15 protein-coding genes are annotated in these 16,822 nt (G+C 67.4%); 10 read left to right on the top strand and 5 right to left on the bottom strand.

The window, feature by feature from the left end; genetic code table 11:
• Window positions 1-63 precede the first annotated feature (63 nt).
• The 3 genes from asnB (at window position 64) to AVL48_RS01425 (ending at window position 3,647) form a co-directional block, all read left to right on the top strand.
• Window positions 64-1,905 (top strand): asparagine synthase (glutamine-hydrolyzing), encoded by a 1,842-nt coding sequence (gene asnB, locus AVL48_RS01435; protein ID WP_061988627.1) that lies wholly within the window; start codon window positions 64-66, stop codon window positions 1,903-1,905.
• Between the two features lie 25 nt (window positions 1,906-1,930).
• Entirely contained in the window at window positions 1,931-3,133 is a 1,203-nt protein-coding gene (locus AVL48_RS01430; protein ID WP_061988629.1) for a cytochrome P450 family protein, read from the top strand.
• A 127-nt stretch (window positions 3,134-3,260) separates the two neighbouring features.
• On the top strand, window positions 3,261-3,647 hold the full coding sequence (locus AVL48_RS01425; protein ID WP_061988673.1) for a hypothetical protein: 387 nt from the start codon (window positions 3,261-3,263) through the stop codon (window positions 3,645-3,647).
• 20 nt (window positions 3,648-3,667) lie between these two features.
• Here the strand turns inward: AVL48_RS01425 and AVL48_RS01420 are convergent, their stop codons facing one another.
• Together AVL48_RS01420 and AVL48_RS01415 are read right to left on the bottom strand one after the other, a co-directional pair.
• Window positions 3,668-4,423 carry an HpcH/HpaI aldolase family protein gene (locus AVL48_RS01420; protein ID WP_061988631.1) on the bottom strand — a complete coding sequence of 252 codons (756 nt, stop codon included), beginning with the start codon at window positions 4,421-4,423 and terminating at the stop codon, window positions 3,668-3,670.
• The gene (locus tag AVL48_RS01415; protein WP_061988632.1) at window positions 4,420-5,589 is read right to left on the bottom strand and encodes a M24 family metallopeptidase; all 1,170 of its coding nucleotides are present in this window, start codon (window positions 5,587-5,589) and stop codon (window positions 4,420-4,422) included. Before AVL48_RS01415 ends, AVL48_RS01420 begins: the two co-directional genes overlap by 4 nt.
• Before the next feature lie 144 nt (window positions 5,590-5,733).
• On the opposite strand from AVL48_RS01415, the gene AVL48_RS01410 reads away from it, so the two are divergent.
• Window positions 5,734-6,498, top strand: coding sequence for an SDR family NAD(P)-dependent oxidoreductase (locus AVL48_RS01410; protein ID WP_244162602.1), 765 nt, complete (start codon window positions 5,734-5,736; stop codon window positions 6,496-6,498).
• Window positions 6,499-6,516: 18 nt separating this feature from the next.
• Here the strand turns inward: AVL48_RS01410 and AVL48_RS01405 are convergent, their stop codons facing one another.
• The 3 genes from AVL48_RS01405 to AVL48_RS01395 form a co-directional block, all read right to left on the bottom strand.
• Window positions 6,517-7,683 carry a sedoheptulose 7-phosphate cyclase gene (locus AVL48_RS01405; protein WP_061988675.1) on the bottom strand — a complete coding sequence of 389 codons (1,167 nt, stop codon included), beginning with the start codon at window positions 7,681-7,683 and terminating at the stop codon, window positions 6,517-6,519.
• Between the two features lie 141 nt (window positions 7,684-7,824).
• A complete protein-coding gene (locus AVL48_RS01400) occupies window positions 7,825-8,754 on the bottom strand; it encodes an ATP-grasp domain-containing protein (RefSeq protein WP_061988636.1) in 930 nt (309 codons plus the stop codon).
• A 264-nt stretch (window positions 8,755-9,018) separates the two neighbouring features.
• Entirely contained in the window at window positions 9,019-10,194 is a 1,176-nt protein-coding gene (locus tag AVL48_RS01395; RefSeq protein ID WP_061988638.1) for an epoxide hydrolase family protein, read from the bottom strand.
• Window positions 10,195-10,297: 103 nt separating this feature from the next.
• Here AVL48_RS01395 and AVL48_RS01390 point away from each other — a divergent pair, with 103 nt between their 5' ends.
• The 6 genes from AVL48_RS01390 to AVL48_RS01365 all read left to right on the top strand — a co-directional run bounded on the left by AVL48_RS01390 (window position 10,298) and on the right by AVL48_RS01365 (window position 16,810).
• Window positions 10,298-10,933: a TetR/AcrR family transcriptional regulator gene (locus AVL48_RS01390; protein ID WP_208616275.1), complete on the top strand. Its 636-nt coding sequence runs from the start codon at window positions 10,298-10,300 to the stop codon at window positions 10,931-10,933.
• 10 nt (window positions 10,934-10,943) lie between these two features.
• Window positions 10,944-11,339 carry a PPOX class F420-dependent oxidoreductase gene (locus AVL48_RS01385; RefSeq protein ID WP_244162603.1) on the top strand — a complete coding sequence of 132 codons (396 nt, stop codon included), beginning with the start codon at window positions 10,944-10,946 and terminating at the stop codon, window positions 11,337-11,339.
• A 241-nt stretch (window positions 11,340-11,580) separates the two neighbouring features.
• Complete coding sequence (locus AVL48_RS01380) at window positions 11,581-13,104, top strand: HAL/PAL/TAL family ammonia-lyase (RefSeq protein ID WP_244896121.1); 1,524 nt, start codon at window positions 11,581-11,583, stop codon at window positions 13,102-13,104.
• A complete protein-coding gene (locus AVL48_RS01375) occupies window positions 13,089-13,907 on the top strand; it encodes an L-tyrosine 3-hydroxylase (RefSeq protein ID WP_244162604.1) in 819 nt (272 codons plus the stop codon). Before AVL48_RS01380 ends, AVL48_RS01375 begins: the two co-directional genes overlap by 16 nt.
• Window positions 13,904-14,578, top strand: coding sequence for an O-methyltransferase (locus AVL48_RS01370; protein WP_061988640.1), 675 nt, complete (start codon window positions 13,904-13,906; stop codon window positions 14,576-14,578). The genes AVL48_RS01375 and AVL48_RS01370 overlap by 4 nt, the downstream gene beginning before the upstream one ends.
• Window positions 14,579-14,587: 9 nt before the next feature.
• On the top strand, window positions 14,588-16,810 hold the full coding sequence (locus AVL48_RS01365) for an SDR family NAD(P)-dependent oxidoreductase (protein ID WP_061988642.1): 2,223 nt from the start codon (window positions 14,588-14,590) through the stop codon (window positions 16,808-16,810).
• Window positions 16,811-16,822 lie beyond the last annotated feature (12 nt).

Below are 16,822 nucleotides of genomic sequence, written 5' to 3'. Positions count from 1 at the left end.
GATCCCCTCGGCCATCGCGTGTTCGTCACGCGCGCGCCGAACCGATTTTGAGGACGACGAACCATGTGTGGAATCACCGGCTGGGTCGCCTTCGACAGCGACCTCACCACGAGCGTGCCCGTCATCGAGGCGATGACGGAGACGCTGGGCAACCGCGGCCCGGACGCGGGCGGGACCTGGATCCGCACCCATGTCGCGCTGGGTCACCGACGGCTGGCGGTCATCGACCTGCCAGGAGGTATGCAGCCGATGGAGGTCCGTACCCCGTCCGGGACCGTCGCGCTCACCTTCTCCGGTGAGGTCTACAACTTTTTGGACCTGCGCGCCGAACTCGAGGGCCGGGGGCACCGGTTCACCACCCGCAGCGACACCGAAGTGGTGCTGCGCGGTTATCTGGAATGGGGTGAGGCGGTCGCTGAGCGGCTCAACGGCATGTACGCGTTCGGGTTGTGGGACGAGCGCTACGGCAAGCTCGTGTTGATCCGCGACAGAGTCGGCGTGAAGCCGCTCTACTACCACCGCACCTCCGACGGCGTGTTGTTCGGCTCCGAGCCGAAGGCGATCCTCGCCAATCCGCGGTTCCCGCGCGTCGTGGACACCGGTTGCCTGCGTGAGCTGGTCGGTTTCACCAAGGCTCCCGGCTGGTCACTGTGGAAGGACATGTACGAGGTCGAGCCGGGGACCGTCTTGACCGCGACCCGTGCGGGCATCCGGCACCACACCTACTGGCGGTTGGAGACCACGGCGCACACCGACGACCCCGGCACCACTGTGGAGAAGGTCGGGGAGTTGTTCGGGGACGCGGTGCGGCGGCAGACAGTGTCCGATGTGCCGCAGTGCGTGCTGCTCTCCGGCGGCCTGGACTCCAGCGCCGTCACCGCGGTCGCCGCCGCGGAACTGCGCACGCGCGGGGAGAAGACCCGCACGTTCTCGGTGGATTTCGCCGGGTACGAAGAGAACTTCCGGCCCGACGAGTTGCGGGAGACACCGGACTCGCCGTTCGTCCGTGCGGTCGCCGCGCACGTCGGCTCGGTGCACCACGACATCGTGCTCGACTCCCACGCGCTGGCCGACCCCGCATTGCGGCGCGCCGTCGTCGCGGCACGGGACATGCCGATCGGGCTCGGTGACATCGACTCCTCGATGTACCTGTTGTTCCGGGCGATCCGCGCCGAGTGCACGGTGGCGCTGTCGGGCGAGTTCGCCGACGAGCTGTTCGGCGGATACGCCTGGTTCCATCACCCGGCGGCCCGCGACGCCGACACGTTCCCGTGGCTGGCGTTCAGCAACGCCTACACCGGTGACCGGACCGAAATGCTGCGACCCGAACTCAGCCGCGACCTGGACATCGGCGCCTATGTCGCCGACGAGTACCGCACCGCCGTCGCCGCCATCGACCATCTCGACGGTGAGGACGCGCTGGAGCGCCGGATGCGCCGCAGCAGCCATCTGCACGTGACCAGGCTGGTGCGCGCGATGCTCGACCGCAAGGACCGGATGTCCATGGCCGTCGGGCTGGAGGTCCGGGTGCCCTTCGCCGATCACCGCCTCATCGAGTACGTCTACAACGTGCCGTGGTCGATGAAAGCCGACGGTGGCAGGGAAAAGAGCCTGCTACGCGGGGCGGTCGCCGGGCTGTTGCCCCGATCGGTCACCGAGCGCGTCAAGAGTCCGTATCCGTCCACACAGGACACCGGTTATGCCGAAGCGTTGCAACGGCAGGCGAACGACGTGCTCGCCGAAGCCGGGCATCCGCTGTTCGCGATCTTCGACGCGGAGTGGGTCCGCGGCGCGGCCACGCGGGATCCCGCCGCGGTCACCGGCAGGCTGCGCACCGGCCTGGAACGACTGCTCGACCTCTACCACTGGTTCGACCTTTACCGACCCGAGCTCCGGCTCGGCTGAACCGGTGCCGCACAAGGAGAATTACATGAACACAACCGTACCGCACGTACTCGGTGACGACTTCGTCCAAGACGCGCACGGCGTCGGGGCGAAGTTACGCGAAAGCGCGCCTATCCGCCCTGTCGTGCTGCCCAGCGGCATGCCCGTCTGGCTGGTGACCGGGTACGAAGAAGCCAGAGCCGTCGCGGCGGACCCCCGCTTCAGCAGCCACCGGGTGTACGACCGGATGCATCGGTCGGCGCTGGGCGAAGACGAGGAAAGTCCGTTCTCCGAGGACTTCGCGATGAATCTCCTCAACCTGGACCCACCGGAGCACACCCGGCTGCGCAAGCTGGTCGCGAAGACGTTCACCGGCCGGGCCGTCGAGTCGCTGCGACCGCGGATAGCACAGATCGCGGACGAGTTGCTCGACGCGATGACGGACCGTGATTCCGTGGACCTGCTGGAGTCCTACGCCTACCCGCTGCCGATCCGGGTCATCACCGAGCTGCTGGGGGTGCCGTTCGAGGACCACGAGCAGTTCACCGCGTGGTCGAAGACGATGGTCGACGGCGGAGCGACCGAGGAGGCGGGCGCGGCGACCATGCGGATGGCTGGCTACCTGCACGGGCTGATCGCGGCCAAACGCGAGAACCCTGCCGACGACCTGCTTTCCCGGCTCGTGCACGCCGGTGAGGACGGCGACCGGCTCTCCCCATCGGAGTTGATCGCGGTCTCCGTCGTCCTGCTCATCGGTGGCTTCGAAACCACGGTGAACCTGATCAGCGGCGGCGTCCTCAGCCTGTCCCGCCACCCTGCCCAGCTCGCGCTGCTGCGGGCGGACCGGAGCCTGATGCCGACCGCGATCGAGGAGTTCCTCCGGCACGAGACACCGAACATCCTGTCGTCGCCCCGCTACACCACCGAAGAGGTCGAGATCGCCGGTGTGGTGATCCCGGCGGGCGACTTCGTCATGGTGTCGTGGCTGGCCGCCAATCGCGACCCGGCCCGCTTCACCGACCCGGACCGGCTGGACATCACCCGGCCGCGGGGCGGTCACCTGGCGTTCGGCCACGGCCCGCACTTCTGCCTCGGGGCACCACTGGCCCGGATGGAGGGCGAGATCGCCTTCGGGCGCCTGCTGGACCGGTTCGCCGACATCGAGGTGCTGTCCGCCGTGGACGATCTGCGCTGGCGCGACAGCACGGCCATGCACGGCCTCGAATCGCTGGTGCTGAGGCTGCGATGACCGCAGGCCTCCGCGGTGCCGGAGGTCGCCCGGAACCGGGGTATTCGGGGTCAGGACGAGTGTCCACTTCGGGCAGACCGGGTGCGGCGTGCCGCGTTCCGGATCCGCCGCTTCCTATCCTCCGGTCATGGTCGTGGTGTACCAGCAGAAGAGCGCGCCGTTCGCGGTGTACGAAACCATCGGCGACTGCAACCTCGCGTACCCCTACGCGCGTATGCCGAGTAAGGGCGAGGCCCGCGGCGGCGTGCGCAGCTTCACCTGCGCGGCGGCGGGGTTGTGGGACGATCTGACCGTCAGCGGGCACAAGTACACTTTGGACTTCCTGCCGGACGACATACCGGTCCGGGGCGAGCCGGACCGTCTGGGTGCCGTCGTGGCGACCCAGTGGGGGCATCCGCCGATTCTCCTGTTGGCCGGACGCGTTCCACTCCACTGGGCGTGGGAGGCCATCACCAAGGCATGGCCCACCACGCTGGACGGTGCGGCGCGTGTCCTGCACTCGATCTCGCGGTAAGCGAGGCGAGCGGGCTCCCGCTATTCCCGGGCGAGGTCGACGATGTTACGCAACCCGTCCACCACGACGGTGTTGTAGTTGAAGAGGAGGATGCCGGCCCCGCGGCTCCGCCATTCCTCGATCTGGTCGGGGCGATGCACGAGCGCGCACAACGAACACTGTGGCGCGGACTTCACCGCCTCGGTTATCCGGTCGACGGCCGACCGGTAGTCCGCATGCTCGAAGTCCCCTGGTATACCCAGCGAGAGTGACAAGTCGGTCGGTCCGATCCAGACGGCGTCGACGCCCTCGGTCGCGGCGATCGCGGCGCAGTTCTGGACGGAGTGCCGGTCTTCGGCCTGGACCACGACGACGGTTTCGCGCGCGGACCTGGCCAGATGCTCGTCCAGGGTCAAGGTGCCGTGACGGCCTGCTCGGGTGCTCACCGCGAGGCTGCGGATTCCCCGGGGCGGATAGTGCGCGGCGCGGACCGCGGCCTCGGCGTCCTCGGCGTTCGACACGTGCGGGAAGACGATTCCGGCGGCACCCGCGTCCAGTGCGTGCAGCGCGGACGAAGGATCACTTCCGGCGACACGCACCAGTACGGGGATGCCGGCGGCGTCACCCGCCCGGATGTGCTGCTCGACCTCGACCGTCTCGGCGGACGCGTGCTCGGTGTCGAGCAGCACGAAGTCGAAACCCAGGTGCCCGGCGAGTTCCACCGCCGAATGAGCCGGGACCTTGAGAATCAGGCCGAGCAGCGGATCGCCGCCGACGACGCGGGAACGCAGGCTCACCGCGCACCGCCCGGCCGCGGACGGTTCCAGCCACGCGCCTCGTCACCGGGGGCTTCCCAACCGTCCTCCGTCACGATCAGGGTGTCCTCCAGTTTGACGATGCCGACTTCGGGATTGGACAGCGTCGTCTCCAGGGACAGGACCATGCCCGCTTCGAGTGGGGCCTCCGCGTGATCGGCGGGGTAGGGGACCGGCCCGGTGCCGGTCAAGCGAGGGGCTTCGTGAGTGATGAGACCCATCCCGTGCCCGACGAAGAACATCTCGTTCGCGTGGGGACACTCGGCGAGCGCCTTGTCGGCCAAGGCGAAGACATCGCCACCCCGCCTGCCGGGCGCCACCGCCGCGCGCACGCTCTGTTGCACCGCTTCGACCTCGGCCAGCAGATCGCGCATCAAACCGGTCGGTTCACCCGCCACCGCCATCCGCGCCAGATCGCCGATGTACCCCTGGTACATGCCGCCGGAATCGAGCGACAGCAATTCCCCCTCCCGCCACACCCTGGACGACGGGGCGCGATTGAACTCAGGACCGCACGACACCAGGCAGTAGTCGAAGACCAGTCCTCGATCGGTCTGTTCCCTGCGGAACCGTTCGACGATCTCACGCTTCGTTTCACCGGGACGGGACGCGGCGAAGGTGGCCGCCATGGATTCGATGATCCCGACCGAAGCGGTCCGTACCAGATCGAGCTCTTGAGCGGATTTGATCGCGCGTACCCCTTCGAGGACAGGATGAGCGTCCACGAAGGTCGCCCCCGGCAGCTCGGTGCGAAGCACTTCACCCGCGTCGAACGGAAGAAAGGCCTTCTCCACGGCGATGGTCGTGTTCTCCAGGCCGCGTTCCCGCAGCCCGTCCACGATCGAGCGGGCCGTGTCCACGCTGGACCAAGACAGATGTCGGACGTCGGGTACCCAGAGCGGGAAAACGGCGGTCCCCCATTCCTCGTTGCCGCAGCCGACATAAAAGGACTTCTCGGGTGCGCCCTTGAAATAGACGAGTGCGGGAAGGTAGCGGGACACGCCGATCGCGTCGAGATTGGCGAAAAAGAAGTACCGATATCCACCGAGCAGGTGCTGGATGGAGAAGCGAGTGGTGGCGATCACCGCGTCGGCGCCGAACTTCTCCATAAGCGCGTCCATGCGGCTCTGGTCGAAAGGCAGGTCCATGACACTCCTCAAAGAATTTCCTGTGGAAAAGCACGCCGGGTCAGTATAGTTTCGACCGGTGAGTTCCCCTTCGGGCGAGAATCGAGTGCAGATATGAACAAATCATCCGGCGGTACGCAGGCCGCTTCCGATACCCGATCGATCATGGACCGATTCCGGTTGACCGGCAAAGCGGCCATGGTGACCGGAGCGGGGCAGGGCATCGGCCGTGCCTTCGCACATGCCCTCGCCGAGGCGGGTGCCAAGGTGGCGGTCGTCGACCTCAGCGCGGACCGCGCGGCGGAGGTCGCCGACGAGTTGAAGGAGAAGGGCGCGGAAGCGATCCCGGTCCACGGCGACGCCGCCGACGAACGTTCCATCGAAGAGTTCGTGCACACGACAGTGGAGACGTTCGGCCGGCTGGACATCGCGGTGAACAACGCGGGGATCAACCTCAATTCGGCTGCCGAGGAAACAACGCTCGACGAATGGGACATGGTGCACAACCTCAACCTGAGGGGTGTGTTCATCGCGTGTCAGCACGAAGCGAGGGCGATGTTCCCGAACGGTTACGGAAAAATCATCAACACGGCGTCGATGGCGTCGCTGATAGTGCCTCACCCCCAGAAGCAGGTGTCGTACAACGTTTCCAAGGGAGCGGTGGTGAGCCTGACCAGGACACTGGCCGCGGAATGGGCCGACCGCGGGATCCGGGTGAACTGCATATCGCCGGGAATCATCAGGACCGCCCTGATCGAAGAATCCGAGGCACTTGCTCCACTGGTGGACGAATGGATTTCGACCATCCCGGCCGGCCGGCTCGGTGAAGTCGCCGACCTGCAAGGCGCTGTCGTCTACCTGGCCAGTGAGGTCTCCGACTACATGACCGGGCACAACCTCGCGATCGAGGGCGGCCAGACCTTGTGGTAGACCGGTTCCCGTCGTGCGTCACGCGACTTCCAGTGAACCGCGCAGGGCCATTTCCCGTTGCAGTTCGATGGCCGAGACCAGTTCCTCGTCGCGGACGTCGTTGACGAACAGATTCTTCCCGATGCCGACGGGCAGTGGCAGCCGCTGCTGCCCGTCGCGGCGCCGGACCGTCGCGTGCAGCGCCTGCATCAACACCTCTGGCGTGTGCAGGGGGCTCCAGGTGGGCAGTCCGAGATCGGACATCACCGCGAACACGCGGCCGCACTCGTCCTCGTCCATCAGTCCGCGCCCGTAGGCGAGCGCGGTGCTCAGCGCCATGTCGAGGCACACGGCTTCACCGTGAAGCATCGACGGGAGGCCGAGCATTTCCACCGAGGGACTGAACGTGTGCCCGTAGTCCATGCTGCGTTCCAGCGTCTCTTCCCACAGATTGGGTTCGAGTTCTTCCAGCATGCCGCTGATCGCGGCTTGGAGGATGGCGGTGGCGGCACTGTCTCCCTCGGCCGACAGCCCTTGGAAGTGCTCGTCCAGGACGAGCCGGCCGTGTCGCTCGAGAAGGCCGAAAAGGGCTTCGTCCTTGATCAAGCCGACCTTCAAGATCTCCGCGAGACCGTTGCTGATGTGACGACGGCTCAACGTCGAGAGGAAACCCGGATCGAGCAAGGTGAGTTTCGCGGCCGCGTACGTGCCCAGCTGATTCTTGTGACCGTTGAAGTTCACTCCGGTCTTCACCCCGACCCCGGCGTCGACCAGGCCGACCAGGGTCGTCGGGACCCGCACGAAGGGAGTTCCGCGACGGTAGAGACTGGCGGCGAGCCCGACGATGTCCATGACGACACCGCCGCCCACGACGATGACCGGCTCGCGCCTGCGGTCGATCCCGAAGTGGTCGAGCCGCTCCACGAAACGCAGTACCACGTCGATTTCTTTGCGTACTTCGCCCGACTTCACGACCATTATCTCGTGGGTGACGTGATGGTGATCCAGGTACTGCCGAAGGTCGGCTCCGTACAGCCTGTCGACGGCTTCGTCCACCACGACGAAGCGGCGCGGCGCTCGGCCATCGCCCGGGCAGCCGGCGTCAAGCAGGTCGGTACGGTCCACGTCGAAGACGCGGTGACACAGCCGGACCTCGTAGTGGACCGGTTGCGAGGCCTTGACATGCCAAGAGGAGTTCCCTGCCATGGGCGCGACCTTCGTCGTGGCGGGCTTCCTCGGCGCGGGCGGCGCGAGAGGGTTCGGCGCGCCTTCGTTTTCCGATCGACGGAGAGCTTTCGACGAATCAGGCATTTTCATTGCCTTTTCTTCCTTGGTGAGAGACCCGGGTCAGGGCCGGACGAGGTGCTGCTCGGCCGCGACGGCGATCAGCGATCGGGCGTAGCGCGCGGCGGCGGCCGGGTTGAGGTGGAAGAACTTCACGGGTGCCACCGACTCGATCTCCAGCAGCAGCAGCCTCCCGGTGGCGGGATGGCGGAGGAAGTCCAGCCGAACCGACATCGGCTCTACCGGAACGGTCTTCAGGTAGGCCTCGTAGGCGGCGTCGATGTCGGCGAGATCCTCGCCGTGTTCGGCGTAGCCCGCTCGGGCGTTCGGATGGAACTGTGTTCCGGCGCGTCCCGCCGCGAGGATGGCGTCTTTGGTGATCGCGTGGGAGAACTCGCCGTCGATCATGATGATCCCGTGTTCTCCCAGAGTGTCGATGCTGGAGATATAGGGCTGCACACAGGCGGTCACCCCGGCCTGCTCGAAGGCTGCCAGCTTCGCGACCAGGTCGCGCTCCTCGGTGACCCGCGCGGCACCGAGTGTCCCGCCGGACGAGATGGGCTTGACGACGACGGCTCGCTCGCCGAAGTCGCGTTCCGCGCGGTCGATCGTTTCAGCGGCGATCGTGCCGATCCGGTCGCCGGGCCGGACCAGGGTGGTCGGGATGGTCCTTGCTCCGCACTCCTCGACCAGCGGAAGGTATTCCTTGCTCATGCCGCCCACGATGATCGGGTGCGGGTTCGCCAACCGGACACCCTGCCGATGCAGGGAATCCACCCACTCCCGGAATTGCCCCAGCTTCAACCACATACTCCACGGGGACTGCACGGCGACCACGTCGAACGCGGTCCAGTCCACGCCGGGACAGTCGTCCCAGCTGAGGATCCGCGTGCCGCAGCCCTGTTCTTCGAGGCTGGCTTGCAACAGCGGGGTGTCCCGGTCGGACCAGTCCTTGCCGGGAAAAGCGCTGGAGGTCACGAGTGCGATGTCCACGGATTGCCTCTCCATACGTTCACGAGCGCTTCGATCGGCAGAAGCCGAAGGTATTTCCGAAGGAACCGCCCACAATGCCGATTCCGCGGACTGGAACATCGGTCCATCCCGGACACCGGCCGCCGGCGGGGACGTCCCGTTTCTCGTGAAGCTACCGGTAGAGCCCGTCTTGCCGGCGTCCCTGTGGACATTCGGGCAGGATCGTTGGACGAAGCGCGTGGGGACGCGCCGCGCCCGCTTTCGTGGCCCGCGCGAGTCCGCGGATCAAGAGCCTCGCAGCGATCGGAACGTCATCCGGATCTGGTCGACGAGAGCGTCCGGCTGCTCAAGGGCGGCGAAGTGACCTCCGCGTTCCAGCTGGGCGTAATGCAGTACGTGCCGATAGCGCCGCTCGATCCAGCGCCGCGAGGCTTGCACGGCCTCGCCGGGAAAGATGCTGAAGCCGGCGGGGACGGGATCGGGTTCCGTCGAAACGCCGGACATCGCGCCGTTTCGACGCTCTTCCCAGTACAACCGGGCGGAGGACGCGGCGGCGTTGGGCAGCCAGTAGAGCATGATGTCGTCGAGGATCTCGTCTCGCGAGAGAACGTTTTCGGGATTGCCGGCGCTGTCGGTGACGTCTTCGAACAAGGTGTAGATCCAGGCGGCCAGTCCGGCCGGTGAGTCCGCCAGTGAATAGCCGATCGTCTGTGGCCGAGTGGCTTGCTCACGGGCATAGGCGTCCAGTTCGTCGCGGTAGCGTCGCGCGTGCGCCATCATCCGCTGTTCTTGTTCGGTCGCCTCGGCCATCTCCTCTTCCGTGGGGAAGACCAGCGGCAGGTTGAAATGCACACCGCGACATCGGTGTGGCGCCTTGCGGGCGAGCTGCTCGACGACGGACGCGCCCCAGTCACCGCCCTGCGCGAACCAGTCGTCGTACCCCAGGCGCCGCATCAAGGTGATCCACGCGTCGGCGACCCGGGAGATGTTCCAGCCCGTCGTGGCGGGTTTGTCGGAAAAGCCGAAACCCGGCATGGACGGGACCACGACATGAAATGCGTCTTCGGCGCGGCCACCGTGCGCCACCGGATCCGTCAGCGGGCCGATCAGCTGCCGGAACTCCAGGACCGAACCGGGCCAGCCGTGGCACAACAGCAGTGGCCGCGCGGCCGGTTCGGCCGAGCGAACGTGCAGGAAATGAATGCCGATCCCGTCGACGACGGATCGGTACGAGCCGAGGGTGTTGATGTCCCGTTCGGCCCGTCGCCAGTCGTAATCACCGGCCCAGTATTCGCAAAGCGCACGGATACGAGCGAGCCGAGGTCCTTGGCTCCCGTCCGTGACCGTCTCCCGGTCCGGCCATCGGGTAGCGGTCAGACGGCGCCGAAGGTCCAGCAATTCGGCCTCGGGAACCGCGATCGTGAACGGCTCGACGACCGCGTCGGTGGGGGTGAGTGTCATCGGTGCTCCTAGGGCCTTCGACAAGGGACGACGCCACCCTAACGCATAAGTGGAAGAACTATTCAACTTGGAATTTTTCCTCCACTTAGGTATCGTCCGGTAGGTGACCGACCAGCCGCCCCCATCCCTGCGTCGCGATGCCGAACGCAACCGGCAGCTTCTGCTGCGCACGGCGTTCGATCTCATGGCCTCGAAGGGACTGGACGTCTCCTACGAGGAAATCGCTCGAGCCGCGGGCACCGGGATGGGCACGATGTACCGCCGCTTCCCGCAGCGACAGGATCTGCTCGACGCCTTGTTCAGCGAGCACATCGAGACCGTTCTCGGCTTGGCCGAGGAGGCTTCACGGCGCGATGATCCTTGGGAGGGGCTCTCGTGGTTTCTCGAGCGGCAACTCGAGATCGAGGCACAGAGCCGGGGGCTGGGTGAATTGCTGCGCAGCCGCGACCAGGCCACCACACTGGTTCAGCGGGCACGCCGTCAGATGACCCCGCTGGTAGCCGACCTGATCGACAGGGCTGTCCGCGCGAGGCAACTGCCTCCCGGTGCCACCCCTGCCGACTTCGTCGCGGTGCACGTCATGGTGGGCAGTGTCATGGACGCTTCCCGGAGCTTCGCCCCACAGCTGTGGCGACGCGCGCTCCGGATCGCCCTGGCCGGCATGCGCCATGCCGACCTTTCCGGTCAGCCTCCGGAAGAAGCGGTCATCGAACGACTCTACAACGAACAATCAGACTGAAAAGGAACTCATGATCGCTCTACCCGGCCCTTTGATCGCGGTGCTCAACGCGAAGGCCATCTGTTTCGTGACGACGCTCATGCCGGACGGATCACCGCAGATCTCTCAGACCTGGGTCGGCACGGACGGCGAACGGGTCTTGATCAACACAGTGGACACCCACCAGAAGACCCGCAATGTCCGGCGTGACCCGCGCATCGCCATCGGTATCGCCGATCCCGAGTCACCGGCCCGATGCTGGGCGCTGCGCGGCAGAGTCACGGCCATCACTCCCGACGGTGCCCGAGACCACATCGACGAGTTGTCCCGGAAGTACCTGGGCCGTCCTTATCCCGGCTTCGAGGGAGGGGCCGAGCAGCGCCGCGTACTACTCGCCGTCGAGGTGGACAAACTGCACACGCCGTAACCCGGTGCGGATGCGGTTCCGCACACCAGTACATGAAGGCCCCCTTCCTTGCGACAGGCGCAAGGAAGGGGGCCTTCATGTACTTCAACTCCGAGAACCGGGCAGGCCCGGCCCGATCAGGCCCTTGTGGACGTTCGGGCAGTCGCGTTGGACGAAGCGCGTGGATATGCGCCGGGGCCCGGTTCGCTGACAGAGGATCTAGCGCGAGGCCACTTCGAGAGCGCTAGGGGCGACTGACCAGATGAGCCCGATTGAAACCGCAACCACAGTCCTTGACCCTTCCGTTCCCTTCGACCTGAAGCAGTTGGATCTCGTCGGACGTCCGACGAAGGTCGAGTTGTCGGAGAACGCGATCGCGAGCATCACCCGCGGCCGCGAGTTCGTCGAGGGGGTACTCGCTCGCAACGGGCGACCTGTTTACGGGGCGACCACCGGCTTCGGCCCGCTCGTCGTCTTCGAAGGCCGGGACAGCACCACCGACCAGTGCGACAACGTTCTGCAGCATCTCACCGTCGGGCAGGGAGCCGACCTGCCGATCCCCGTCGCACGCGCGTCGATGCTCGTGCGTGCCCGGTCGCTGGCGCATGGTCTGTCCGGCGCCTCACTATCCACTGTGGACGCTCTATGCCGGATGCTCGCCACTGGCTTCACTCCCGCCATCCCGACCTGGGGTTCGGTCGGGGCCAGCGGCGACCTCGTGCCGCTCGCCCACGCGGTCCAAAGCCTGCGCGGAGTCGGGCACGCCTACGTCGACGGCGAGCGGATGCCCGCGCGGGACGCACTCGGCGTCGCCGGGCTCACGCCGCTGGAACTGGACGGCCGGGACGCGCTGGCCCTGGTCAACGGCACGTCGGTGACCACGGCCGCGGCCGGACTCGCGGCGCTGTCCGCGCGGCGGTCGCTCCAGGTCGCGATAGCGCTGACGGCTGCGCTCGCCGACCTGCTCGGAGCCGCGCCCACGTTCGCCGCACCCTCCCTGCTGAAGGCCTTCGGCCATCCGGACGTCGCCACCACCGGGCAGGAACTGGCCTGGTGGCTGGAAGGGTCGATACCGTCCCCGGACCGGCCCCTGCAGGAGCCCTACAGCATCCGGTGCACTCCACAACTGCTGGGAGCCGCGCGTTCGGCGATCGGGTGGTCGACCGAGACGGTCTCGCAGGACCTGCGAGGGGTCAGCGACAACCCGCTGTTCTTCCCGGACGAGGATCTCGTCGCCCACGGCGGCAACTTCTTCGGTCAGCCTTCCGCTTTCGCCTCCGATCTGCTCGCCTCCGCCGTGACCCAGGTCGGCAACCTGGCGGAACGGCAGATCGACCTGCTGGTGGATCCCGGCCGCAACGGCGGACGGCCGCCGATGCTCGCCGCCGAACCGGGCAGGCAGCACTCGATCCAGGGTCTGCAGGTGATGTCGACCGCGCTCGTCGTGGCGATGCGCCGGGCCTGTACACCGGCGGCGATGCAAAGCGTGCCCACCAACCTGCACAACCAGGACGTGGTCCCGTTCGGCACGCAGGCGGCGCTGACCGCCTACGAGCAGTCCCGCATGCTGCGTCTTCTGCACGGAGCCCTCGGCGTCGCGGTGCGGCAGGCGGCGCACCTCGACGACCGCGGTTCGACCGCTTCGCACTGCACCGGCCTGGTGGCCGCGCTGTCCGACCGGATCGACCCGATCACCCGCGACCGGCCGCTCGACGAGGACATCAGGATCGCCGCGGACGTGCTCGACAGCTACGTCCAGGAGGCGAATCCATGGACACCCCGGTAATCCCGAGGATCGTCATCCCGCTGCCTTTGGAGCACCTCAGCCCGTGCTCGGCGGAAAAAGGTATCGCGACCGGTACGGTGCCGCGTCAGCGAGCCGCCTCCTGTCCGGCGGCGCTGAACGTCCAGCCCGTGCCGCCGCCCCCCATCGATTCGGAAGCCGAATTCGCCTGGTACCGCTGGGTTCTGGGGCATCACGGGTCCTTCGTCACCTGGCGGCTGCTTTCCTCGGCCCTCGATCGTCGCGACTTCGACGAGGCAGCGGCCCTGTACGACGCCTACTCGGCGTTGCTGCTCTATGCGGGCAGTTGCACGCCGGAGGTGTACGCGGCGGTGGTCCGGCCGCGGATGACGGCGCGGCACCCGGCGATGAGCGGCACGTGGGCACGCGACTACCGCCACATCACCGCGCAACTCGCCGAAGTCGTCCCGGCACGCGGTTCGGCGTTGAAAGAGGCGGTCAAGTTCAACCGCCTCGTCCATATGACGGTGGCCTACCGTCTCGTGCCGACCGGACGGTCCCTCCTGCGGGACGCCGGCCACGACGTCCACCAGGAGCCCACCGAGGAAGAGCAGTCGATCATCGACGACTTCTTCCTGATGGACCGGGCGCCGAACTGCGTGCCCGGTTTCGTGGCCGCACTGCGTGCCCGGGTGTCGGCGATTCTCGCGGACGTGCACCTGAACCCGGCGCGGGCGGGCTACGACCGGGAAGCGGTGAACCGTTTCCAAGAGGAAGTGCCGGAACACATCGGCCGCCTCGTCTCGATCGCCGAGGCGAAGCTTTGGGAAGGAGCCAACGCATGACGAACACCGAGACACAGCCGGAGAAGGCGGTCTCGCTCACCCCCGAGGTGCTCGAGTACGTGCGTGGGCAGCTTCCGCCGTTCACCGAGGTCCAGCAGGAGCTGATCGACGCCACGCTCGCGCTGGGCGGGGTCGCGGAGATGCAGGTACCACCGGAACAGGGCGCCTTGCTGACTCTCCTGGCGAGGCTGACCGGCGCGCGCGTCGCCGTCGAGGTGGGCACGTTCACCGGGTACTCGACGCTCGCGCTGGCCGAGGGGGTCGGCCCGGGCGGCAGGGTGATCACCTGCGACATCTCCGACGGCTGGCTGGAAATCGCTTCGAACGCCTGGACCAAGGCCGGCGTGGCCGACCGGGTGGAAACCGTCGTCGGGCCGGCGGCGGAGACCCTCGGGCGGCTTCCCGATGAGCCTTTCGTCGATCTGGCGTTCATCGACGCGGACAAGGTCGGCTATATCGGCTATTGGGAGGCGCTCGTGCCGAGGATCAGGCCGAACGGTCTCATCGCGGCCGACAACGTGCTCTACGCGGGTGAGGCGGCCTCGCCCGACGCCGAAGGCAACGCGCGCGCGATCCGCGCGTTCAACGAACACGTGCTGCGTGACGACCGGGTCGAGTCGGTCATGCTTACCGTCGCGGACGGATTGACTTTGGCACGCAAGAAGAATTGAGGTCGGGCCGTGGGAGACGCACAGCCGGCCGCGGCGTGGGAAGTGCCCGCCGAGGTGAATCTCCATGACCACGTCCTGCGCTCCACCGCGGCGGCGGGGGACCATCTCGCGATAGTGGATCTTTCGCGAGGTGCCCGCCGTGAATGGACCTACGCGCGGCTGCGCGCGGCCGTCGCGGGGCTCGCGGGCTGGTTGCGGCGGAACGGGGTCACCGACGACGACGTCGTGGTGGTGCTGACCGAGAACAGCGCGGAATTCGTGGTGGCCTACCACGGGATCCTGGCGGCGGGCGGGGTGGTGCTCGCGCTCGACCCGCGGGACACCGCGGAGCACTGGCGGGCCACGATCGACACCTGCGGCGCGAAGGCACTGATCGCCGAAACGGCCCTGAAGCCGCCGGAGTCCGCGCTGCCGGTCGTCTGCGTCGGTGCGACCACTCCGGGCGGTACGGCCTGGGAAGACGCGGTCGCGGCCGAGCCGGCTCAGGCTCGGCCGTCCGGGGGCGACCGGACCGCGGTGCTGATGAGTTCCAGCGGCACGGAAGGCGTGCCGAAGCTCGTCGAGGTGACCCATCGCAACCTCACCTCGAACCTCGGCCAGATCGACCATCTGCACCTGGTTCACGGCGACGACGTGGTGCTGTCGGTGCCGCCGCTGCGGCACATCTACGGCATGCAGATGGCGATGAACCCGTCGCTGCGTGCGGGGGCGACCCTGGTGCTCGGATCCACCCCGTTTTCGGCCGAAGACTTCCTCCGCGACGTGACCAGCGAAGGGGTCTCCCTCTCCTACCTGGTACCCAGTGTCATCGCCGAGCTGGGGAAGACCGGACGGCCGCTACCGTCGTTGCGGATGATCGTCTCGGGTGGCGCGCCGCTTCCTTCGACGGACGGCACCCGGTGCGCCCAAGCCCTCGGCGTGCCGGTGGTGCAGGGCTTCGGGATGACCGAAGCGGGATGCGTGAGCTTCAGCCCGGACGGGGTGGAGGTGCCGGAGGGGTCCACCGGGGTGCTGGTCCCGGGCACCGAGGTCAAGTTCCTCGGCTCGGCGGACGGAACCGAATCCGGTGAACTGTGGTTGCGCGGGCCTCAGATCGCCCCCGCCTCGGCGGACGCGGACGGCTGGCTGCGTACCGGTGACCTGGTGACCCGCGACGCGGACGGTTTCCTGCGGATCACCGGGCGGGCGAAAGCCCTGATCAAGTACAAGGGACATCAGGTCTCACCCGTCGAGCTGGAAGAGGTGGTGACGAGTCACCCCGCCGTGTCCGAAGCCCACGTCGCGGGTGTTCCCGACCCGGTCGCGGGGGAGATCCCGAAGGCGTTCGTCGTCCTCGAAGAGACTGTCTCGCTGGCGGAGATCACCGCGTACGTCGCCGAGCGGGTCGCACCGCACAAACGCGTGCGGGCGATCGAACGGGTCGGCGCCATCCCGCGGTCTTCGACCGGCAAACGAGTGCGACCACCGGCTTTGCGCGTGCTGGTCACCGGGGGAGGACGCGGGCTGGGGAAGACCTTCGCCCTCGCGCTGGGCGCCTCGGGCGCGAACGTGGTCGTCGCGGGCCGCGATGAGGCCGCTCTGGCCCAGACCGTCCTGGAGATCCGCCAGGCCGGCGGCACCGCGACACACGTGGCGTTGGATGTCACCGACGAGGCTGCCGTGACCAGCGGCGTCGCCCAGGTGATCAACGAATGCGGTGGTCTCGACGTCGTGGTCAACAACGCGGGTACCCCGGGCCCGACCGGTCCCCTGTGGGCGGTCGACGAGCGGGAGTGGCGGCGCGCGGTCGAAGTCAATCTGTTCGGCTCGGCCGCCGTGACCAGGGCCGTAGCGCCCGTGCTCACCGGGCGCGTGGTGAACGTGGTGAGCCGGGCGGGCCGGGTCGGCTGGCCGAACGCGAGTGCGTACGCGGCGTCGAAAGCGGCCTTGATCTCGTTGACCGCCAGCCTGGCGGGTGAGTTGGGCGAAACCGGCCGGGTCGCGGTGGCGTTCGACCCGGGTTTGGTGGACGCGGGCATCACCAGGGCTCATCTGGACCGCGGCCCGACGGGAGTGCCTTGGGAGGACGAGATCCTCGCCTGGACACTGAGAGCCCGTGAAGCCGGGCGTTTCACCTCCACCGAGGTCGCGGCCGACGCGCTGGTCGCCGTCGCGACCGGAGCGGCGGATCACCTGAGCGGCCGCTATGTGCGTGTGGAGGATGTGAAGACCGAACGTGTCGTGTCGCGTTGAGGTGTGTGGAAA

This window comes from Amycolatopsis regifaucium (genome assembly GCF_001613935.1).
Lineage (GTDB): Bacteria > Actinomycetota > Actinomycetes > Mycobacteriales > Pseudonocardiaceae > Amycolatopsis > Amycolatopsis regifaucium.
This window is presented reverse-complemented; position numbering and strand designations above follow the sequence as displayed.